The organism is Streptomyces roseofulvus, assembly GCF_039534915.1.
GTDB classification, from domain to species: Bacteria; Actinomycetota; Actinomycetes; order Streptomycetales; family Streptomycetaceae; genus Streptomyces; species Streptomyces roseofulvus.
In genome coordinates, this window is record NZ_BAAAWE010000001.1 from 7849545 (window position 1) to 7868382 (window position 18838).

Annotated in this window: 20 protein-coding genes and 1 pseudogene; 12 read left to right on the forward strand and 9 right to left on the reverse strand. The window is 73.8% G+C overall.

Annotated features, from left to right (window positions below):
- Positions 1–44: 44 nt before the first annotated feature.
- Positions 45–350: a 30S ribosomal protein S14 gene (gene rpsN / locus ABFY03_RS36130; protein WP_319009980.1), complete on the reverse strand. Its 306-nt coding sequence runs from the start codon at positions 348–350 to the stop codon at positions 45–47.
- Positions 350–586, reverse strand: coding sequence for a 50S ribosomal protein L28 (rpmB, locus tag ABFY03_RS36135; protein ID WP_030493468.1), 237 nt, complete (start codon positions 584–586; stop codon positions 350–352). Before rpmB ends, rpsN begins: the two co-directional genes overlap by 1 nt.
- 67 nt (positions 587–653) lie before the next feature.
- Here rpmB and rpmG point away from each other — a divergent pair, with 67 nt between their 5' ends.
- From rpmG to rpsR, 4 genes are all read left to right on the forward strand, one after another.
- The gene (rpmG, locus tag ABFY03_RS36140) at positions 654–818 is read left to right on the forward strand and encodes a 50S ribosomal protein L33 (RefSeq protein WP_031013560.1); all 165 of its coding nucleotides are present in this window, start codon (positions 654–656) and stop codon (positions 816–818) included.
- Positions 819–869: 51 nt separating this feature from the next.
- A complete protein-coding gene (locus ABFY03_RS36145; RefSeq protein ID WP_346172003.1) occupies positions 870–1115 on the forward strand; it encodes a type B 50S ribosomal protein L31 in 246 nt (81 codons plus the stop codon).
- Complete coding sequence (locus ABFY03_RS36150; protein WP_319009982.1) at positions 1115–2272, forward strand: CobW family GTP-binding protein; 1158 nt, start codon at positions 1115–1117, stop codon at positions 2270–2272. The genes ABFY03_RS36145 and ABFY03_RS36150 overlap by 1 nt, the downstream gene beginning before the upstream one ends.
- A gap of 75 nt (positions 2273–2347) precedes the next feature.
- A complete protein-coding gene (rpsR, locus tag ABFY03_RS36155) occupies positions 2348–2584 on the forward strand; it encodes a 30S ribosomal protein S18 (RefSeq protein ID WP_031013565.1) in 237 nt (78 codons plus the stop codon).
- A gap of 75 nt (positions 2585–2659) precedes the next feature.
- Here the strand turns inward: rpsR and ABFY03_RS36160 are convergent.
- Positions 2660–3093 (reverse strand): annotated as a pseudogene (locus ABFY03_RS36160) (VOC family protein).
- Positions 3094–3275: 182 nt separating this feature from the next.
- On the opposite strand from ABFY03_RS36160, the gene ABFY03_RS36165 reads away from it, so the two are divergent.
- Positions 3276–4082: a DeoR/GlpR family DNA-binding transcription regulator gene (locus ABFY03_RS36165; protein WP_319009983.1), complete on the forward strand. Its 807-nt coding sequence runs from the start codon at positions 3276–3278 to the stop codon at positions 4080–4082.
- Between the two features lie 73 nt (positions 4083–4155).
- Here ABFY03_RS36165 and ABFY03_RS36170 read toward each other — a convergent pair whose 3' ends face one another.
- Positions 4156–5184 carry an NEW3 domain-containing protein gene (locus ABFY03_RS36170; protein WP_346172004.1) on the reverse strand — a complete coding sequence of 343 codons (1029 nt, stop codon included), beginning with the start codon at positions 5182–5184 and terminating at the stop codon, positions 4156–4158.
- A 34-nt stretch (positions 5185–5218) separates the two neighbouring features.
- Complete coding sequence (locus ABFY03_RS36175) at positions 5219–6652, reverse strand: Gfo/Idh/MocA family protein (RefSeq protein WP_319009985.1); 1434 nt, start codon at positions 6650–6652, stop codon at positions 5219–5221.
- A gap of 288 nt (positions 6653–6940) precedes the next feature.
- Between ABFY03_RS36175 and ABFY03_RS36180 the strand changes: the two genes are divergently transcribed.
- Positions 6941–10378, forward strand: a complete 3438-nt coding sequence (locus ABFY03_RS36180) for a hypothetical protein (RefSeq protein ID WP_346172005.1) — start codon at positions 6941–6943, stop codon at positions 10376–10378.
- A gap of 81 nt (positions 10379–10459) precedes the next feature.
- Positions 10460–11248 (forward strand): SDR family oxidoreductase, encoded by a 789-nt coding sequence (locus ABFY03_RS36185; protein ID WP_346172006.1) that lies wholly within the window; start codon positions 10460–10462, stop codon positions 11246–11248.
- 17 nt (positions 11249–11265) lie between these two features.
- Here ABFY03_RS36185 and ABFY03_RS36190 read toward each other — a convergent pair whose 3' ends face one another.
- The 3 genes from ABFY03_RS36190 to ABFY03_RS36200 all read right to left on the reverse strand — a co-directional run bounded on the left by ABFY03_RS36190 (position 11266) and on the right by ABFY03_RS36200 (position 13619).
- Positions 11266–11673, reverse strand: a complete 408-nt coding sequence (locus tag ABFY03_RS36190) for a DUF3052 domain-containing protein (RefSeq protein ID WP_346172007.1) — start codon at positions 11671–11673, stop codon at positions 11266–11268.
- Between the two features lie 121 nt (positions 11674–11794).
- The gene (locus ABFY03_RS36195; RefSeq protein WP_346172008.1) at positions 11795–12913 is read right to left on the reverse strand and encodes an NADAR family protein; all 1119 of its coding nucleotides are present in this window, start codon (positions 12911–12913) and stop codon (positions 11795–11797) included.
- A gap of 130 nt (positions 12914–13043) precedes the next feature.
- The gene (locus tag ABFY03_RS36200; protein ID WP_319009990.1) at positions 13044–13619 is read right to left on the reverse strand and encodes a TetR/AcrR family transcriptional regulator; all 576 of its coding nucleotides are present in this window, start codon (positions 13617–13619) and stop codon (positions 13044–13046) included.
- 145 nt (positions 13620–13764) lie between these two features.
- Here ABFY03_RS36200 and ABFY03_RS36205 point away from each other — a divergent pair, with 145 nt between their 5' ends.
- A complete protein-coding gene (locus tag ABFY03_RS36205; RefSeq protein ID WP_346172009.1) occupies positions 13765–15255 on the forward strand; it encodes an MFS transporter in 1491 nt (496 codons plus the stop codon).
- Between the two features lie 65 nt (positions 15256–15320).
- A complete protein-coding gene (locus ABFY03_RS36210) occupies positions 15321–15974 on the forward strand; it encodes a CatB-related O-acetyltransferase (protein ID WP_346172010.1) in 654 nt (217 codons plus the stop codon).
- Positions 15975–15994: 20 nt separating this feature from the next.
- On the opposite strand, the gene ABFY03_RS36215 is transcribed toward ABFY03_RS36210, so the two are convergent.
- Positions 15995–16741, reverse strand: a complete 747-nt coding sequence (locus ABFY03_RS36215; RefSeq protein ID WP_346172011.1) for an AraC family transcriptional regulator — start codon at positions 16739–16741, stop codon at positions 15995–15997.
- A gap of 55 nt (positions 16742–16796) precedes the next feature.
- Between ABFY03_RS36215 and ABFY03_RS36220 the strand changes: the two genes are divergently transcribed.
- Genes ABFY03_RS36220 through ABFY03_RS36230 form a run of 3 tightly spaced genes read left to right on the forward strand, consistent with a single transcriptional unit; the run spans position 16797 to position 18786 of the window.
- The gene (locus tag ABFY03_RS36220; RefSeq protein ID WP_346172012.1) at positions 16797–18005 is read left to right on the forward strand and encodes an MFS transporter; all 1209 of its coding nucleotides are present in this window, start codon (positions 16797–16799) and stop codon (positions 18003–18005) included.
- 32 nt (positions 18006–18037) lie between these two features.
- Positions 18038–18361: an ArsR/SmtB family transcription factor gene (locus ABFY03_RS36225; protein ID WP_319009995.1), complete on the forward strand. Its 324-nt coding sequence runs from the start codon at positions 18038–18040 to the stop codon at positions 18359–18361.
- On the forward strand, positions 18358–18786 hold the full coding sequence (locus ABFY03_RS36230; protein ID WP_346172013.1) for an SRPBCC family protein: 429 nt from the start codon (positions 18358–18360) through the stop codon (positions 18784–18786). Before ABFY03_RS36225 ends, ABFY03_RS36230 begins: the two co-directional genes overlap by 4 nt.
- Positions 18787–18838: the final 52 nt, after the last annotated feature.

Below are 18838 nucleotides of genomic sequence, written 5' to 3' on the forward strand. Positions count from 1 at the left end.
CATGGCCCCGGCCGCACGCGCGCGGCCCGTCCGTTCGGCCACCGCTACCAGGAGGACTTGGTCACTCCCGGCAGGAAGCCGGCATGGGCCTGCTCGCGCAGCCGCACCCGCGAGAGCCCGAAGGTCCGGAGGTAGCCGCGGGGGCGGCCGTCCACGCTGTCGCGGTTGCGGACGCGGGTGGCGCTGGCGTCGCGCGGCTGCCGGCGCAGCTCCGCCCGGGCGGCCTCGCGGTCGGCAGGCGTGGAGGACGGGCGGCGGATGATCTCCTTCAGCTCCGCCCGCCGGGCGGCGTACCGCTCGACGACCCGCTTGCGCTGCTCGTTCCGCGCGATCTTGCTCTTCTTCGCCATCAGACCTTCCCTCCGCGCGCGCGGATCCGGGCCACCGCGGCCTCGATGCCGATGGCGTCCACCGTCTTGATCGCCCGGGCGCTCAGCGTCAGGCGCACATGGCGTCCCTCGCTGGGCAGCCAGTAGCGCTTGCGCTGGATGTTGGGGTCGAAGCGGCGCGAGGTGCGCCGGTGGGAGTGGGAGATGGTGTTGCCGAATCCCGGCTTGGCGCCGGTCAGTTGGCAGTGTGCGGACATGGGTGGGTCGGCCCTTCTCGGTCGGAGGTGGTGTTGGAAATGGAAATCATTGTCATATACTAGCGGCATGGCACGCAACGAGATCCGCCCGATCATCAAGCTCCGCTCCACGGCAGGCACCGGCTTCACCTACGTGACGCGCAAGAACCGCCGCAACGACCCCGACCGGATGGTGCTCCGCAAGTACGACCCCGTCGCCCGGCGCCACGTGGACTTCCGCGAAGAGCGCTGAGCCGCGCGGCCCGCACCACCCCTCGACCCCACCGCCCCCGAAAGGCCTGCCATGAAGCCCGGAATCCACCCCGCCTACGAGCCCGTCGTCTTCCGCGACACCGCCTCCGGCAACGCGTTCCTCACCCGGTCCACCATGACCAGCGACAAGACGATCGAATGGGAGGACGGCACCACCTACCCCGTCGTCGACGTGGAGATCTCCTCCGCCAGCCACCCCTTCTACACGGGCACGGCGCGGGTGCTCGACACCGCCGGCCGCGTCGAGAAGTTCCAGCGCCGCTACGGTGCCCGCTGATGCGTCGGCCGTACACCCACCAGCTCCCCGTCGTGATCGTCGCCGGCCTGCACGCCGAGGCGAGGACCGAGGTCGTCGACCACCTCCTGCGGTCCGTCCCCGGCAGCGTCGCGCTCCACCACGACCTGGCGGAGGCGCCCGCCGGCGCCGTCGCCCGCACGATCCGCGACGCCACCGGCACCCTCTCGCGCGGCGACACCCCGCTGGTCAACGACTGCGCCTGCTGCGCCCTGCGCGAGGACCTCGTCCCCGAACTCGAGCGGCTCGCCGACGGCGGCCTCACCCGCCTCGCCGTCGTCGAACTGTGGGACTCGGTCGAACCCAGGGCCATGGCCGAGGTGATCGCCGGCCACGGCGGGGACAAGATCGTCCTCACGAACGTCATCACCGCCGTCGACCCCGCCCTCGTCCTGCCCTGCCTCGCCAACGGCGACGACCTCGCGGAGGCGGGCCTCGCCGCGGCCGCCACCGACCAGCGGACCGTCGGCGACACCTGGGCACGGCAGCTGGAGTACGCGCCCGTCCTCGCCGTCGTCGACAGCGACGCGGCCGACGACGAGGACCACGCCCTCCTCGCGCAACTGCACCCCACCGCCCGCCGCGTACCGGCCGGCTCCCCCGAACTCGCCCGGATCGCCCTCGCCGGCTTCGACGTGGAGGCGGCCGCCGCCGCCCAGCACCCGGCCTGCGCGCTGCTGCCGCAGGAGGCCGACGCCTCGGGTGTCGCCACCTTCGTCTGGCACCGCAGGCGCCCGTTCCATCCCGAACGCCTCTACCAGGCGCTGGAGGACCTGTGCTGCGCCGCCGCCCGCAGCCGCGGCCGGTTCTGGCTCGCCGACCGCCCCGACACCCTGCTCGCCTGGGACGCGGCCGGCGGAGCGCTCTGCGTGGAGAACGCCGGCCCCTGGCTGGCGTCACTGCCCGACGCGGCCTGGGAGCTGGTCCCGCCCATGCGGCGAGCCGCGGCCGCGCTCGACTGGCACCCCGAGCACGGCGACTGCTGCCAGCACCTCGTCTTCACGTCGCCCGGACTCGACCGCGACGGCCTGGAACGCCTCCTCGACTCCTGCCTCCTGACGGACGCGGAGTACGCCTCCGGGCGCGAGGCGTGGAAGGAGCTTCCCGCCGCCTTCGACACCCTCCTCGACGCCGCCTGACCCCCACCCGTCCGTACGACCCCGTGCCCCGCCCGCATCGGCGGGCCCGGGACCCCGCCCCAAGGAGACGCCCCGATGGCCCGACGCCACGAACCCCGCAAGCCCGCCGCGCGCCGACCCAACCCGCTCGACGCGGCCGGGATCACGTACATCGACTACAAGGACACCGACCTGCTGCGGAAGTTCATCTCCGACCGCGGCAAGATCCGCAGCCGCCGCGTCACGCGGGTGACCGCCCAGCAGCAGCGCGCCCTGGCCACCGCCGTCAAGAACGCCCGCGAGATGGCCCTGCTGCCGTACGCCGGCCGCTGACCCCCGCTCTCCGTGCCGCCCCGGCCGGACCTCACGGACGTCCGTGAGAGATCCGCCCGGGGCGGCCGCGCGCGGTCACGCCCAGGTGCGGGAGCACAGCACCAGGCGGTGGCCGTCCGGGTCCTCCACCGTCACCCCGTACGCGTCCCAGTACGGGTGGTGCGAGACGACCCGGGTGCCGCCGGCCGCGACCAGCCGCTCAGGGCCTCGTCGGGCGGTTCGCCCAGGTAGACCACGAACGGGTCGTCGACGGTGGGCGGGGGATCGAGCGGGGCCGCCGGGTCGCGGGTCAGCTCGAAGTGCCGGCCGCCGCCCCGCGGGCCGACCATCAGCAGATCGTGCGTCCCCGGCTCGTCCGCGGTGGAACGCCACTGCACCGCGCGCCCGAGCCCGCCGACCTAGAAGCGTTCGGCGGCGGCGAGATCGCGGGACGGCCGGGCGATGCGGACGTGGGCGGCGGGTGAGATCGCCGGGTCGCCTTCGGCGGCGTGCGGACGCGTGTCGCTCATGGTGCGACTTTACGATCTTGCACCCGGAGCGCTGCCGACGCCGGAGCCGGAGCCGGAGCCGAAGCGCGTCGATGCGCGGAAGCTCGTGCGCAGGGCGCTTTTCCGTCATGTCCGAACAGGCGGGTGGCCGGAGTAGGGTGGGCCGACACCATCGCGGTCAGAGGTCTAAGGAGTTCCGGGGCATGTCCAAGCGGGAGAGGTGGAACGCGCTCCTGGAGCTGCTGGCCACCGAGGGCAGGCTGGAGGTCGAGGAGACCGCCGTGGCGCTGGACGTCTCGGCCGCCACGATCCGCCGGGACCTCGACGAGCTCGCCGAGCAGCAGATGCTGGTCCGCACACGCGGTGGCGCCCTCGCGCACGGCGTCTCCTACGAGCTGCCGCTCCGCTACAAGTCCTCCCGCCACGCCTCCGAGAAGCAGCGCATCGCCGCCGCCGCCGTCGAGCTCGTCGGCGAGGGGGACGTGGTGGGACTCAACGGGGGGACGACCACGACCGAGGTGGCCCGCGCCCTGGCCCTCCGGGCCGGCGGGGGCCGGCGCGAGGCGTCGGACGCCACGGACGTCACCGCCCCCGTCTTCACCGTCGTGACCAACGCCCTCAACATCGCCGGCGAACTCGCCGTGCGCCCCCAGATCAAGCTCGTCGTCACCGGCGGCGTGGCCCGGCCCCAGACGTACGAGCTGGTCGGTCCGCTGACCGCGGGGGTGCTCGACGAGGTCGTCCTCGACGTCGCCGTCCTGGGCGTCGACGGGATCGACCCGCGGCTCGGCGTGATGACCCGCCAGGAGGACGAGGCGAGCATCAGCAGGCTGTTCGCGGAGCGCGCCCAGCGGGTCGTCGTGGTCGCCGACTCGTCGAAGATGGGCAAGCGTGCCTTCGCCCGGATCTGCGGACTCGACGCCGTCGACGTCGTCGTCACCGACGCGGAGGCCCCCGCGGACGCGGTCGCCCGACTGGAGGACGTCGGCATCAAGGTGCTCAGGGTCTGAGGGTCCCCGACAGCCGGAACCGCCCCGGGCGCCATGGGGGGACGTCCGGGGCGGCGGGATCACGTGCGGGGGATCAGGGTGCGATCGCCAGATCGAAGACGTGGACGTTGCCGTTGGCCGGCAGCACCACGAACTCCACCTGCTTGGCGGGGTCGAGCGGGACGGAGTGGGCGAAGACGCGGTACGCGATGCCCGCGTTTCCGTAGCCGCTCGGCCGGTTGCGCCCGTCGCTCGACGCGACGAGCGTCGCGCCGTGGGCGTTCGCCGGGTCGAACGACCAGTTCGGGAAGCCGATCGTGCCGGTGTCGCTCGTCCCGTCCGTGTAGGAGACGGTCACGGTGCCGGACGCCCCGCTGGTGACGCCCGAGCCCAGCAGGACCAGCCGGCTGCCGCTCCCGGCCAGGGTGATGGCCTGTCCCGCCGAGGAGACGTTGTTCCTGGTGCCGCTCGGGACGTCCGGCCAGCGGAGGGTGGCGCCGAGGGCGGAGACGGGCTCGCCCGGGCGCAGGCCGACGGCGGCGAGCTTCTGCGCGGAGAAGCTGTTGCCCTCGCCGTCGTAGTTGCCGGGCCTGGTGTCGCTCTCGTCGGTCACGCCCACGTTGTTGTACGCGGCGGCCAGCCCCGGCAGGGGAGTACCGCTGCGCTCCGTGCGCGTGGCGGTGGCGGAGCCGGCGCCGTCGCCGCCCTGGTACGTGGCGGTCGCCGTGAAGGTGCGGATGGTGAACCCGGCCCGCTTCTCCGGGACTTGGATCCGGAAGGTGGCCACGGCGGAGGCACCTGCGGCCAGGGCCCCGTCCACCTGGACGGCGGACGGCTGCACGGCCCAGCCGACAGGCCCGCCGAAGGTCACCTTCAGCGCACGCATGCGCTGCGGCCCGGCGTTGGTGACGGTCACCTTCACCGTCGAGATGGCCGGGCCGTCCAGATCGACGGGCGAGATGGCCACCTCGGTCCCGGCGGCGGCCGGGCGGGTTTCCGACGAGACGGCTGTGGCCGCGGTCTGTACAGGGGCCGTGGCCGTGGCCGTCGAGGCCGGGGCGAGGCTGAGCGCGCCCGCCACGGCCATCGCTCCGAGCGAGCCGATCAGTCCTGTTGGTCTCACGTGCTGCTCCTTCGGGGGAGGGGAGGAGGCCCGGTCAGGCGACGGGAGGCATCTCGGTCGTGCGCGAGTCGAGGCCCATGCGGAGGTTGACCCAGGCGCCACGGGTGAAGTCGGGGATCTCCACCGGACGGCCCTTGGCTGCCAGGGACATGACACTCAGGGGCACGGGGGCGCACCAGGCGGCGGAGTCGTAGACGTCGATGTCGGGCACCAGGCCGGCCCGCATGAGCTGGACGGTCCGCCACTGGAGCACGTAGTCCATGCCGCCGTGGCCGCCGTTGTTCGCGGCGTCGTCGCCGATCTTCTTCCACAGCCAGTGGTCGAACTCCTTGCGGTACGAGCCGAAGTCCCGCCAGGAGTGCCCGCTGTGGTCGGGCTCCACGTAGATGCGCCCGCCGCCGGCCGACACCACGCCCGCGTAGTCCTCGAAGATCCCCCGGCTGCCGGCGAGCGTGTTGATCCGGCTGTACGGGCGCGGCGAGCTCACGTCGTGCTCGGCGCGGATGATCCGGCCCTTGGCGGTCTCGATCAGACAGGTGACCAGATCGCCGTTGACGTACGTCTCCTTCCACGACGGGTGGTGGGCGGGCACGAACCGCGCCCGGTAGTCGGCCAGGCCCTTCGGCTCCGTCGCCGTGGCCGTCAGCGTGGTCATCCGGTCGCCCCGGTTGATGTCCATGGCCGCGGCGATCGGCGCGAGGCCGTGCATGGCGTAGAAGGAGGCGGTGCTGCGGGTGTGCCACAGCCGGCGCCACGCGTCGGTGTAGTACGTGTCGGAGAACAGCAGCGCCCGCAGGTCGTGCTGGTAGCCGCCGTGTCCGTTGGTGATGTCGCCGAACAGGCCCTCGTGCGCCATCTTCAGCATGGCCAGCTCGTTCCGGCCGTAGCTGCAGTTCTCCGAGAGCATGAGGTGCCGGCGGGTGCGCTCGGAGGTGTCGACGAGGTCCCACAGCTCGTCGAGCTCGGTGGCGATGGGCAGCTCGACGATCACGTGCTTGCCGGCCAGCAGCGCGGCCTTGCCCTGCTCGTAGTGGAACTCCCAGGGCGTGGCGATGTAGACGAGGTCGATGTCGTCGCGCTCCAGCATCCGTGCGTACGCGTCGGCGGACCCGCCGTACTCGGCGGGGCGGGGCTTGCCGGCGGCGGCGAGCCCGTCGGCGGTGCGCCTGGCCCGGTCGGCCCGGATGTCGCAGACGGCGGTGACGACGCAGCCCGGGACGACGGACCATCCGGTGGTCATGCCGGAGCCCCGGTTGCCCAGGCCGATCACGCCGACCCGCACCGTCCTGTGCGCGCTGTACGGCACGTCGATCATCGACCTCTGCCCCGGCCGCCGGGGCGGAACGGGGGCCGCCGAGGGCGCCGCGGCGGCGACGGACGAGGCCCCCGCCCCGGCGGCGAGCGCCCCGGTGGTCGCCAGCGCACCCCCCAGAAGCAGGCGGCGTGAGACGGCGCGGATTTCTGGCATGTTCGTCATCGCTCCTCGGTCCGTGCGGGCAGCGGGTGCGGCAACGACTCTGACGGCGCGGCCGAGGGCATGTCAATAGATGCTCATTACCATCCCCTTCGAAGCATTCGCGCGCAACAATGGCGCGGATTCACGCATGTACGCACGCATTCGAGGGGAGGAAGGGGAGAGGGGCGTGTGCGGGGTCCCGGGACCGGAGGGGCGTGGAGGGCGCCCCGGGCGTACCTCGGGCGGACCCCGGGCGGCCGCCAGGACCGGCGCCTGATCCGCCGAACTAGCATGTCGGCCATGACGAGGACGCAGGTGGGGGCGGCGGAACGGCTGCTGCGCGCGATGGTCGCGGACGATCGGCCCGCGGACGGCGCGGGCCCGCGGAGCGGTGACGCGCTGCGAGCGGTCGAAGAGACGCGGCCCGCGCGCTCCGTCGCGGCCAAGGTCGCCGAGGCGGGCGGCGCCGACGAGGAAACCGCGCGACGGCTGAGCGAGTTGACGGCACGTCACCTCGGCGGGGACGCGGCACGCTGGTGTGCCCTGTACGACGCGCTGATCGGACACCGGGGCGGACTCCCCGCACTCCTGGCCGCCCTCGTACCTCCGGTGCCGTCCGCGCGGCCGGAAACCGACGGCGCGCTCCGTCCGCCCGCACCCCGCAGCGTCCACCGCACCCTCGGCCTGCTCCTCGCACACGCCGAGCCGCAGCACGCCGCCACCGCGTTCGCTGCCCTGCCCGAGCGGGTCACGACGGAACTCCTGGCCGGCGGCACCCTCCCGCCGCCCGCCCTCGTCGACGCCGTCGTCGCCCACGGCGACACCCGCACCCGGGCCGCCCTGGCCCGCCACCCCCGCCTCGACACCCGCGTCCTGGCCCGGCTGGCCGAGACCGGCGACCCCCACGTCACCGCCACCGTCTACCGCAACCCGCGCACCACCCAGTCCCTGCGCCGCACCATCGCCGAGCGGTTCGACGCCGTCCCGCTCGACGCCACCCTCCGCGCCGAACTGACCGCGCCGGGCGGCGCCGTCCCGCGCACCTGGCTCACCCCGCTGCTCGGCACCGGCGACCCGCGGCTCGTGGTGCCGGCCCTGCGCTGGGGGGTCCGCCAGGTCGCCCAGGAGTACGCCCTGCTGAGGATCTGGGAGCGCACCGGCCCGGAGGCCGTACGCGCCCTGCTCGCCGCCCCCACCGCCGAAACCGGGCTGAGCCGCGCCGCCGTGGACACCGTCACCGCCGCCCTGGCCGCCCCGGACGGCGACGGGCCGCGCCGCCTGCGCGAACAGGGGGAACCGTACGAGGACCCCGCCCGCCTGCCCGCGCTGCTCGCCACCGCCCGGGGCACCAGCACCCTGCGCGACCTGCTGTCCGAGCCCTACGCCCATGACCTCGACGCCCTCGCCGAGGCCCATGCCGAGACCCCGTTCATGCCGAAGGCGTGCGAGGAACTGGCCCGCCACGAGGCGGCGACCGACGCACAGCGCCACGCGTTCCGCCTCAGCGCCCTCAACGAGCCCTGGCGCGCCGGAGGCCGCCGCGCCGGCAACACCACCCCGCCCGCGCGGCGCCTCGCCGAGGAGGAACTCGACGAGAGCGCCGCCGACTGGGCGGAGGGCATGGCGGTGGCCGGACTCCTCGACCCGGTCGACCTGATCGTCACCGCGCGCCCCGCCGCCCACGCCCTGAGCGCCCTCGCCCGCCTCGCCGACCGGGACCTGCTCGGCACCGCGGCCACCGCCGAACTGCGCGCACGCACGACGACACACCTGGGGGAGCGGGACGAGACCTGGGCGGCGCTCGACACCCTGCTGCCCCAGCACCCCACCACTCTCGCCGACGTGATCGCCGAGGCAGGCAGGACCGAACCCCCGGCGGCGGCCGCCCCACCCCTCGCCGCAGGCGCGGACGAGCCCGCACCGCCGGCCGAGTCGCACCGCCCCCCACACACCCTCCACCGACGCGACCACGAACACGCCGTGGCCGCCCTCGACCTCCTGTACTCCCTCGCCCCGGAGGGCGCCCCACGGCCGGACGACCCCGACGTCCTGCGCGCCCTGAGCGCGTACGAGCCCGCCGTCGCACCCGGCCTCGCCGAGTTGCGCGCCCAACCACCGGAGACCTACGGATCCAGCGCCCAGCACACCGAACGCGCCTACGTCCAGGGCGTGGTGTCCGCCGAGGAACTCCTCACCCTGCTTCCCGCCCGGCGCCTGCTCCTCCTGCCCCACGACTGGCGGCGGCTCGCCTTCGCCGCCGCGTGGCGCACCGCTCTCGCCCGCACCCTGCGCGCCGAACTCGGCACCGACCCCGACGCCTGGCTCCGGCTCGCCGCGACCGTCACGGCGTCCGAAGCCGCCTCGGAGGCACTGACCTGGGCGGATCTGCTGCAGCGCGTCCGGTCCGGCGCAGAGCCGGCGGCTCCCGCGGCAGCGGTCATCGGCAGGGCCAAGCCGGGCACCCCCGACGAGGCCATCAGGCTGCTGGAGCGCGGCGACCACCTGTGGGCCTGGCCGGAAGGCACCCTGCTGTGCCTCGCCGACCCCGACGTGGTCGACGCCGTCCTGCCCCGCCTCGGCCCCGACGGCCCGTGGCTGCTCGCCGCGTACCTCCTTCGCCACGACCGCACCCCCCGCACCGTCCTCGACCGGCTGCTCGCGGACCGCGACCGCGCGGCGCTGCGCGTCCTCGCCGCCCAGTCCCGCTGGCTGGGGCGGAGCGGCGCGATCGGGCGCCTGGTCGACCTCGACGACCCCGAGGTCGACCTCGCCCTGCTGCGGCAGTGGACGCCGCGCCCCCACGCCCACCGGATCGTCGCCCGCTCCCGGCCCACCGCGGGAGCACCGTCCCTCGGCGCCCGAGTGCTGGCCGAGTGGCGCGCCGAGGGCTCCGCCCGGCCGCCCGGCGGCCTGATGTGGCTGTGCTCCGCCGAACCCGACCTCGTCGAGGAACTGCTCGACAGAGAAGGGACGATGCTCGGCCTCGGCCATCAACTCCTCGGCTGCCTCAGGCTGTACGAGCACGGCGGCGCCGACCGGCTGGCCCGGCTCGCGGGCCGCGACGCGCTGGGCCGCTCCGCCACCACCGTCTGCGCGAAGGCGCTGGCGTCCGCCGACCCCGCCGCCGTCCTCCGCTCCCGGCTCGACCGCGAACTGGCGCCCGAGAAACTCGTCCGGAAGCTGCGGAAGGCCCGCCACGCCCCCCACGCCCGCGACCTCGTCGAGTCCCTTCCGCCCGGCGAGCCCGTGGACTGGGCGGCCCTCGAAGCCGTCCACGCCGAGGAGCCGCTCCCGTACTGGCGGGACCTCGTCCGCCTGGACGGCACCCCCGAGGACGTACGGCTCCGGCACGCGGCCCTCCTGCCCGAGCCGGGCCCCGACGGCCTGCCCGGCAGTGCCCGGCTCACCCGGGAACGCGCCCGGCACGGCCTCGGCGACCACTTCCCGTGCGCGCCGACCACCCAACTGGACGGCCTGCTCACGGCCGGGCTCCTCGACGCCACGGACCTCCTCCACCTCGCGGCCCCGGCCGCGCGGCTGCTCGCCTACCTGGCCGAGGCCGCCCGCCGTACGGACGCCCCGCCCCAGGCGGCCGGGGCCCGTGCCCTGCTCGCGGAGCTCGTACGCTCCGGACCCGGCACGGACCCGACGGCCTGGCGCCGCGTCGCCCAGCGGCTCACCGGCCTCGACCCCGCATGGGATCCGGTCTCGACGGTGGAGGCGCTGCTCGCCGGCTGAGAAGCGTCGAAGGACCTCGACCTCCGTCAGTGCCACGGAAATCCGCTTGCCCCGCGCGCGTCACGGACCGACCATGGCGCGGTGACGCATCCTGACGAGCAGCCCAGGTCCGACACCGCACGGCCGGTCGCGCTGGTGACCGGCGTCGGCCGCACCGTCGGCATCGGCGCGGGCGTGGCGCTGCGGCTGGCCCAGGCCGGATGGAACGTGGCCTTCACGTACTGGACGCCCTACGACGCCCGTATGGCGTGGGGCGTCGAGGCCGACGCGGCGGACAGCATCGCCCGCGCCCTCGCGGAGCGCGGCGCCGACACGGCGGCGGTGGAGGCGGACCTCGCCGACCCGGGCGCCCCGGAGCACGTCTTCGACGAGGTCGAGCAGCGCCTGGGCGGCGTCACCGCCCTGGTGATGTGCCACTGCGAGTCCGTCGACTCCGGACTCCTCGACACGACCCTGGAGAGCTTCGACCGGCACTTCGCCGTGAACGCGCGCGCCACCTGGCTGCTGATCCGCGAGTACGGCCGCCGCTTCACCGGCACGCCCGGATCGGGACGGATCATCGCCCTCACCAGCGACCACACCGTCGGCAACCTGCCGTACGGAGCGAGCAAGGGAGCCCTGGACCGCATCACCCTGGCCGCCGCCCACGAACTCGCCCACCTCGGGATCACGGCCAACGTCGTCAACCCCGGCCCGGTGGACACCGGTTGGATGTCCGACGCCGTCCGGGAGCAGGTCCTGAGCCGGACTCCGCTCGGCCGCCTCGGCACCCCGCAGGACGCGGCGCACCTCGTGGACTTCCTCTGCACGCCGGAAGGCCAGTGGATCAACGGCCAACTCCTCATGAGCAACGGCGGACTGGCCGGCTGACTCCCCTAGGGGAAGCGCTACGAGGCAGCGGGCGTCCGCCCGATCCGATGCCCGACCCAGCCACCCAGGGCGACGCTCCCCGTATGCCGCAGACCCGCCCCGGCAGCCGCCTCGGCGATGTCGTCGACGCTCTCGTGTCCGGGCTTGCCGGTCCTCGGCGTCAGCACCCAGACCGTCCCGCCCTCGGACCACGGCCCGAGGTCGTACTCCAGCGCACTCGCCAGATCGCCGTCCCCCGACCGCCACCAGTACAGGACGACGTCCACCGCGACGCCGTCGTCCTCGTCCTCGTCCAGCAGTGCGCTGCCCGTGGCCTGCCGCACGTCGTCCCGGAGTTCCGGATCGGTGTCGTCGTCCCAGCCGATCTCCCGTACGGTCTGCCCCGCCTGGAGCCCCATCCGGCCCGCGTATGCCACCGCTCCCACCTCCCGCTTCCTCCGCCCGTGCGCGGACAGCCAAGCAGAAGCGGCTCCACCGCGCGAGGAGCGGTCCGGCCGATGACGGAGGGCGATCCGGCGCCCGTCACGCGATCGGCCGGACCGGTTCTCAACCCGCGCGGGCCTCGTCGGCCGGCAGCTCGGAGCGCACGAGCTCCAGGAGGCGGCCCATCCAGTTGCGGCCCCGGCCGCCGTTGTCGCCCCAGAAGCCCGAGTCGGCGTCGTCGTAGACCAGGGTCGCGTCGCCCGTGGCCAGCAGGATCGCGGCGAGGTCGGGGTGCTGCGCGTACTTGGCGCGCAGCAGCCGGGCCATGACGGCCGTACGGGTCCGCTCCCAGCCCTCGCGCCGGGCGGCTCCGGCCGCGAGTGTCCGGGCCTCCGCCCCCGTCTCCGCGGCGACGACCGCGCCGCGCGCCTCCGGGTCGGCGACGGACCGGGCCCAGTAGGCGTGCGCCACCGACGGATAGGTGACGCCGTCCACGGTGAGGGGTGCGGGATAGTCATTGCGCAGGCACCGCTTGTCCGGGCGTTCGAGCGCGCGCTGCGGATACGAGTGGGGCAGCTTCACCGCCGGGGCGAAGGAGTGCGCCGCCCCGTCCGCCGGCACCCGCTTCCGTGCCTCGGCCCGCCAGTGCTCCCGTTCCCCGAAGTACGCGACGGCCTCGTCGTACGCCTCCTGGGAGACCCGCCTCCCGTCCGGCCAGTCGGGGAGGCGACCGCCGGGCCCCGCGACCAGGACCTGCAAGGGGCGGTCCTTGCGGTCCATGTCGCCGAGAGCGTAGTGCCGCACGGTCTCGGGGATGGCCAGGTAGGCCGCCCTGGCGGCGGACCGGTTCTCCTCCGTCGGCTCGGCGAGGAACACCTCCACCGCCGCCAGGCAACGGCCGGTCGAGTCGGGACGTCCGTTCAGCTCGTCGATGGTGTCGCGGACCTCGGCGAGCAGCAGCTCCGGAGTCAGCCAGGTGTCCGGCTCGCCGAACGTCCACCGCCCCAGGTGGTGTGCGGACGCCGAACCGCCGTCGGGAAGGCCGGTGGCCACCCACCCGCTGCGGAGCTTCTTCTCGAACTCGTCGAGCGTGACCAGGTCCCAGCAGTCGACGATCCCGTCGGCGTAGATGAAGAGGTCGGTGAGGAAGTAGGTGCCGCCGTTGCATATGAACGCGTGACGCCACGTGCCGGGGACCCGGACGCCGTCCGCCATGCGATGGGTGATGCGCTTGCCGATCATCCCGCGATGATGCCCGACGCACCGGCAGGACGGCACGCCGTTTGAGTCGGCAAGTCAGCACGCCGTTCGATCCGCGGCCGTAGACGGGCCGACGGCGCACATCGCGGCTGCCCCGTCATCGAGCCCCGTCTCAGGGGCGGGGGCGCAGCAGCCGGTCGACCAGCCCGTCGACGTAGTCCGGAGTCAGCTCCAGGCCGAACAGGACGCGGATGTACAGCGGCGCCATGATGTGGTCCAGCACGTCGAGCGCGTCGGGTGCGTCCTCGCCGCGTTCGCCGGCTCGGTCGAGCATCGCCCGCAGCTGCCGGGTGCGTTCGTCGCGGATGCCGTCACGTGCCCGCAGGCCCTGCGGGCCGCTGCTGGACAGGGCGACGGCCAGGCGCACCACCAACAGCCCGTCGGGCCCGGTGATCTCGCGGGCCACGGCGGCCGCGTAGGCGTGCAGGTCGCCGGCCAGGCTGCCCGTGTCGGGCATCGGCGACCGGGTGTTGAGGCGGGTGAGCGCCACGTCGGTGAGCAGGTTCTCCAGATTGCCCCACCGGCGGTAGACGCTGCTGTCGGCCACGCCCGCGCGGGCCGCGACCTCGCCGACGGTGAAGTTGCCGTAACCGCGCTCGCCGATCAGGTCGGTGACGGCCTGGTGCACCTGAGCGCCGACGCGGGCGCTGCGCCCCCCGGGCCGCCGTGATCGCTGTCCCTCGTCCATGCCCCCACCTTAACGCAGGGGCCGGTTGCGTTTAGGGAGCGCTTCCCCTACCTTCGGCTAAAGCAGTCCATAGCTGCTTTAAGGCGTCGAGGGTCGACAGTGTCGGCCGGTGCAGAGGCGCGACCGACGAGGGAGAGGAGTCCGCGTGGCATCGCACGCGGCGGCCGCGGGCGGCCGAACGAGCCGGGCCGTGTTGCTCACGGTGACCTGCCTGGGCCAGTTCATGGTCCTGCTCGACAACACGATCGTCGGCGCGGCGCTGCCCGACATGCAGCAGCGCCTGCACACACCACTGACCGGTCTGCAATGGATCGTCGACGCGTACGTCCTGCTGGTCGCCATGCTGCTGCTGTCCGGCGGCGTCTTCGCCGACCGGTTCGGCCGCAAGCGGGTGTACCTGAGCGGCGTGGCGGTGTTCACCGCCGCGTCGGCGGTCTGCGCCCTCGCGCCCTCCCTCGGCTGGCTGGTCGTCGGCCGGGTGCTGCAGGGCATCGGCGCCGCGGCGCTGGCCCCCGCCTCGCTGGCCCTGCTCGTCGCCGCCCACCCCGTGCCGGAGGAACGGGTGAAGGCGATCGGACTGTGGGCCGGACTGAGCGGCATCGGACTGGCCGCCGGCCCCGTGGCCGGCGGCGTGCTGACCGAGGCCTTCGGCTGGCCCGCCGCCTTCCTGGTCAATCTGCCCGTCGGCCTGGTCCTGCTGCTGGTCGGCCTGCTCCGCCTGGAGGAGTCCCGCAACCCGAACGCCGCCGCGATCGACGTGCCGGGTACCGCACTCTCCGCTCTGGCGGTGGGGGCGGCGACCTACGGGCTGATCGAGGGCGGTGCCCGCGGCTGGACCTCACCGGTCATCCTGGGCGGCTTCACCGCCGCGGTGATCCTCGGCGCCTCCTTCGTCGCCGTCGAAGCGCGCCGCTCCGCGCCGATGCTGCCGCTACGCCTGTTCCGGCAGCGCCTGTTCACCGTGTCCAACACCGCCATGGTGGTGGTGGGGTTCGCGCTCATGGGCTCGTCGTTCTTCTTCTCCCAGTTCTTCGTGTACGTGCAGGGCAGCTCGATCCTGCGCGCCGGCCTGCAGACCCTGCCGCTGTCCCTCGCCATGGTGATCGTCAGCCCCTACGCGGGCCGGCTCGCCGCCCGGTACGGCTTCCGCACCGTCGTGACCACCGGTCTGGCGCTGGCCGGCCTCGGGTTGCTCGCGCTCGGCACGGTGCACGCCGACACCGGCTACGGGAACGTGTGGTGGCGGCTGACGGCCGTCGGCATCGGGTTCGCGCTGACCCTGTCGCCCCTGACCGGAGCCGCCGTCCAGGCCGTCAGCCCGCAGGAGGGCGGCCTGGCGTCCGGCGTCAGCAGCACCACCCGCCAGATCGGCGCGGTGCTCGGCGTGGCGGTGCTCGGAGCCGTCGTCCGTACCCGGCAATCCGACGGCGCCACCCTCGAGGCCGGCCTCGACACCGCCTTCCTCCTCGCGGGCGCCGTCACCGTGGCCACCGCCGTCCTCACCGGGCTGCGGCTGACGAGGTCCCGACCCGCGGACGTCCCGGCGGCACCGCGACACTCCACCGATCCGAAGGCGGCCACTGATCCGAACGCCGCCGCCGTTCCGGACGAGAAATCCGCGAAGATCCCGGACTAGACCGACACCACCCGGCAACCCGCTTCCGCCGCCCAGGTGCGTGCCCCGCCCGAGAGGAACCCCCGATGCCGCCCGTTCCCGCCGACCCCACCGTGCTGCACCCCATGCCCGACCACCCGCGCGTGGTACTGCTCAAGCCGCTGCTGAAGTCTCCGCTGATCGACGTCGGCGACTTCACCTACTACGACGATCCGGACGACCCGACCGCGTTCGAGACCCGCAACGTCCTCTACCACTACGGCCCCGAGCGCCTGATCATCGGCAAGTTCTGCGCGCTGGGGACGGGGGCCCGGTTCCTCATGAACGGCGCCAACCACCGCATGGACGGCCCCTCCACCTTCCCCTTCCCGACCATGGGGGGCTCCTGGGCGCAGCACTTCGACCTGATCACCGGCCTCCCCGGCCGGGGCGACACGGTCGTGGGCAACGACGTCTGGTTCGGCCACGGCGCGACCGTCATGCCCGGCGTACGCATCGGGCACGGCGCGATCGTCGCCGCCGGCGCCGTGGTCACCGGCGACGTACCCGACTACGGCATCGTCGGCGGCAACCCCGCCCGCCTCATCCGTACCCGCTACGACGCCGACGACATCGCCCGGCTCCTCGCGGTCGCATGGTGGGACTGGCCCGTGCGGCACATCACCGCACACGTACGCACGATCATGTCCGGCTCGATCGCCGACCTTGAGGAGGCCGCCGCGCAGCGCGAGCAACCCTGACGACCCTCTGCCCGGGCGGCTCAACCGTCCGCCGTCCGGGACCCCGGTGTGTGCCCGAAGGTGCGGCGGAAGACGTCGATGAAGGTGCTGGCGGAGGACCAGCCGCACCGGTGCGCGACGGTGGTGACGGGCGTGTCCTCGGCGAGCAGGATCAGGGCGTGGTGCAGCCTGATCTGGGTGCGCCACCGCGGGTACGAGAGGCCGAGTTCGGCGCGGAGGCGGCGCGAGAGCGTGCGGGCGCTGGCACCGATCTGCCGGCCCAGTTCGTCGAGCGAGCGGTTGTCCGCAGGGTCGGCGCGCAGGATGTCGTGGAGTTCCCGGAGCAGGGGACCGGTGGGCGTCGGCAGGTGCAGCGGCTGCTCGGGGGAGACCCTCAACTGGTCGAGCATGACGGCGCGCAGCCGGTGACGCGGCGCGCTGTCGTCCCCCGGAGTACGGGTGTAGGCGACGATGAGCTCCCGTAGGAGGGGCCCGACGGCGAGGACGGCCGGCCTGTCGAGACCGAGCGGATTGTCCGTGACCGGCAGGCCGACGAGGTGGAGGTCGAGCTCCCCGTGCGCCTGGTGCCGGTGGACGGTGCCCGCCGGGATCCAGAGCGCGCGCGTGGCGGGGGCCACCCAGGAGCCGGCGTCGGTCGTCACCGCGATGGTGCCCTGGCTCGCGTAGGCGATCTGGTGATCGTCATGGCGGTGCGCGTCGATCTCGCCACCGGACGCGAGACGTTGGGTCCGGGTCGGCGCGACGGGAGTGTGGCGGATTTTCTGCATCGACTGGCAATCTATCGAAAGCGCGACACCGGCCGCCTCCCCAAGGATGGGGCGGGTGCGCAACACCACCTCGATCCCCCTGCTGGCCGTGGGCCACGCCTGCGTCGACGTCTACCAGGGCGCCGTCGCGGCGCTGATCCCGTACTTCGTGGCCGAACGGCACTACACCTACGCGATCGCCTCCGGCATCGTGCTCGCCGCGTCCCTCCTGTCGTCGGTGGCCCAGCCCGTCTTCGGCGCGCTCACCGACCGATGGCCGATGCCCTGGCTGCTGCCCGTGAGCACCCTCCTCAGCGGCGTGGGCATCGCGCTGAGCGGCCTGGGCGACTCGTACGCCCTGACCCTGGTCTTCGTCGCGATCTCCGGCATCGGCGTGGCCGCCTACCACCCGGAGTCCGCCCGGGTGGCGCGCCTGGCGAGCCGGGGCAGCCACCGCGCGATGAGCTGGTTCTCCCTCGGCGGCAACATCGGCTTCGCGCTCGCCCCGCTCCTGGTGGCCGCCGCGATCGGCCACGGCTCCCTGCGCTGGACGCCGGTCCTGGCCCTGCCCGCGCTCGTCGGCGCAGCCCTGACCGTGCCCGTGCTCCAGTTGTACGCCCGGCCCCGCGGCGGTACCGGCGGGACGCCCCCGAGCAGGGGCGCCGACGACATGACCTCGTTCGTGAAACTGTCCCTCGCGGTCGTCTTCCGCTCGATCGTCTTCACCGGCCTCAGCACCTTCATCGCCCTGTACGCGACGCAGCGCACCGAGGGCAGCGCCAACGCCGGAACCGTCGCCCTGTTCCTGCTCTTCCTGGGCGGCGCGGTCGGCTCGGTCCTCGGCGGGGCGCTCGCCGACCGCTACGACCGGGTCCGGGTCTGCCGCTGGTCCTACCTGCTGTCGATCGCCGCCGTCGCGGGAGTGATCCACGCGCCGGGCCCGGCCATGCTCGTCTGCGTGGCCCTCACCTCCGCCGGCCTGTACGTCCCCTTCTCCCTCCAGGTCACGCTCGGCCAGGACTACCTCCCCTCCCGCATCGGCACCGCGGGCGGTGTCACCCTCGGCCTCACCGTCAGCGTCGGCGGCCTCGTCAGCCCGCTCCTGGGACACCTGGCCGACTCCACCTCCCTCCGCACCGCCCTCACCCCCCTGATCGTCGTGCCCGCCCTGAGCTGGCTCCTCTTCCGCACCCTGCCCGAACCCACCGCACCCGCACCCGAATCCGGTCCCGCGCCGACGGTGGGCAGGAAGGCCGCACCCTCCACACGCGTCGGAAATTCTTGACGCGTCGGAATTCTCCGACGCATACTCGTCCCATGCCTCCCACCGACGTGTTCGGCGTGCTCGCCAATCCGGTACGCCGCAGACTGCTGGAGAGCCTTCGCGAAGGCCCCCGCTCCACAGGCGAGCTGGCCGGCCTGTTCGCACTCGGGAGGCCGGCGGTCTCCGAGCACCTGGCGGTCCTCAGGACCGCCGGACTGGTACGCGAGGAACCACGCGGCCGACACCGCTTCTACCACCTCGAACCGGCCCGACTGGCCGAGGTGAGCGAGTGGCTGCACCCGTTCGAGCACTACTGGAAGCAGCGCATCGACGCGCTGTCCGACCTCCTCGACGAAGAACAAGGACGCACGGAATGACCCAGCACGAGACACCCGACACGCCCGGCACCCTCACCTGCGAGAAGTCCCTGCCCCACCCCCCGGCGGCGGTGTGGAAGGCCCTGACCGACCCCGCACTGCACGCCCGCTGGTGGGCCGCCGGCGACATCAAGCCCGTCGTCGGCCACCGCTTCACCCTCGACATGGGCACCTTCGGCAGCCAGCCCTGCGAGGTGACCGCCGTCGAGGACGAGCGCCTCCTCGCGTACCGCTTCGCCGAGGGCACCCTCGACACCACCATCACCTGGACGCTCCACCCGCAGGGCGAAGGCACCCTCCTCGTCCTCACCCACGCGGGCTTCGACCTCGACTCCCCGATGGGCCGCCAGGCTTACGAGGGCATGGGCAAGGGCTGGCCCCACGTCCTCCACCGCCTCGACGCCACCCTGACCGACACCGCCTGACGCACGCCCGACCACCCGCCGACGGGGGCCCGAGCCACCCGCCGACGCGCGA

Excerpts from the sequence above, each read along its gene's own strand:
- rpsN (WP_319009980.1), bottom strand. The coding sequence starts at position 350 with ATGGCGAAGAAGAGCAAGATCGCGCGGAACGAGCAGCGCAAGCGGGTC.
- rpmB (WP_030493468.1), bottom strand. The coding sequence starts at position 586 with ATGTCCGCACACTGCCAACTGACCGGCGCCAAGCCGGGATTCGGCAAC.
- rpmG (WP_031013560.1), top strand. The coding sequence starts at position 654 with ATGGCACGCAACGAGATCCGCCCGATCATCAAGCTCCGCTCCACGGCA.
- ABFY03_RS36145 (WP_346172003.1), top strand. The coding sequence starts at position 870 with ATGAAGCCCGGAATCCACCCCGCCTACGAGCCCGTCGTCTTCCGCGAC.
- ABFY03_RS36150 (WP_319009982.1), top strand. The coding sequence starts at position 1,115 with ATGCGTCGGCCGTACACCCACCAGCTCCCCGTCGTGATCGTCGCCGGC.
- rpsR (WP_031013565.1), top strand. The coding sequence starts at position 2,348 with ATGGCCCGACGCCACGAACCCCGCAAGCCCGCCGCGCGCCGACCCAAC.
- ABFY03_RS36165 (WP_319009983.1), top strand. The coding sequence starts at position 3,276 with ATGTCCAAGCGGGAGAGGTGGAACGCGCTCCTGGAGCTGCTGGCCACC.
- ABFY03_RS36175 (WP_319009985.1), bottom strand. The coding sequence starts at position 6,652 with ATGCCAGAAATCCGCGCCGTCTCACGCCGCCTGCTTCTGGGGGGTGCG.
- ABFY03_RS36180 (WP_346172005.1), top strand. The coding sequence starts at position 6,941 with ATGACGAGGACGCAGGTGGGGGCGGCGGAACGGCTGCTGCGCGCGATG.
- ABFY03_RS36195 (WP_346172008.1), bottom strand. The coding sequence starts at position 12,913 with ATGATCGGCAAGCGCATCACCCATCGCATGGCGGACGGCGTCCGGGTC.
- ABFY03_RS36200 (WP_319009990.1), bottom strand. The coding sequence starts at position 13,619 with ATGGACGAGGGACAGCGATCACGGCGGCCCGGGGGGCGCAGCGCCCGC.
- ABFY03_RS36210 (WP_346172010.1), top strand. The coding sequence starts at position 15,321 with ATGCCGCCCGTTCCCGCCGACCCCACCGTGCTGCACCCCATGCCCGAC.
- ABFY03_RS36215 (WP_346172011.1), bottom strand. The coding sequence starts at position 16,741 with ATGCAGAAAATCCGCCACACTCCCGTCGCGCCGACCCGGACCCAACGT.
- ABFY03_RS36225 (WP_319009995.1), top strand. The coding sequence starts at position 18,038 with ATGCCTCCCACCGACGTGTTCGGCGTGCTCGCCAATCCGGTACGCCGC.
- ABFY03_RS36230 (WP_346172013.1), top strand. The coding sequence starts at position 18,358 with ATGACCCAGCACGAGACACCCGACACGCCCGGCACCCTCACCTGCGAG.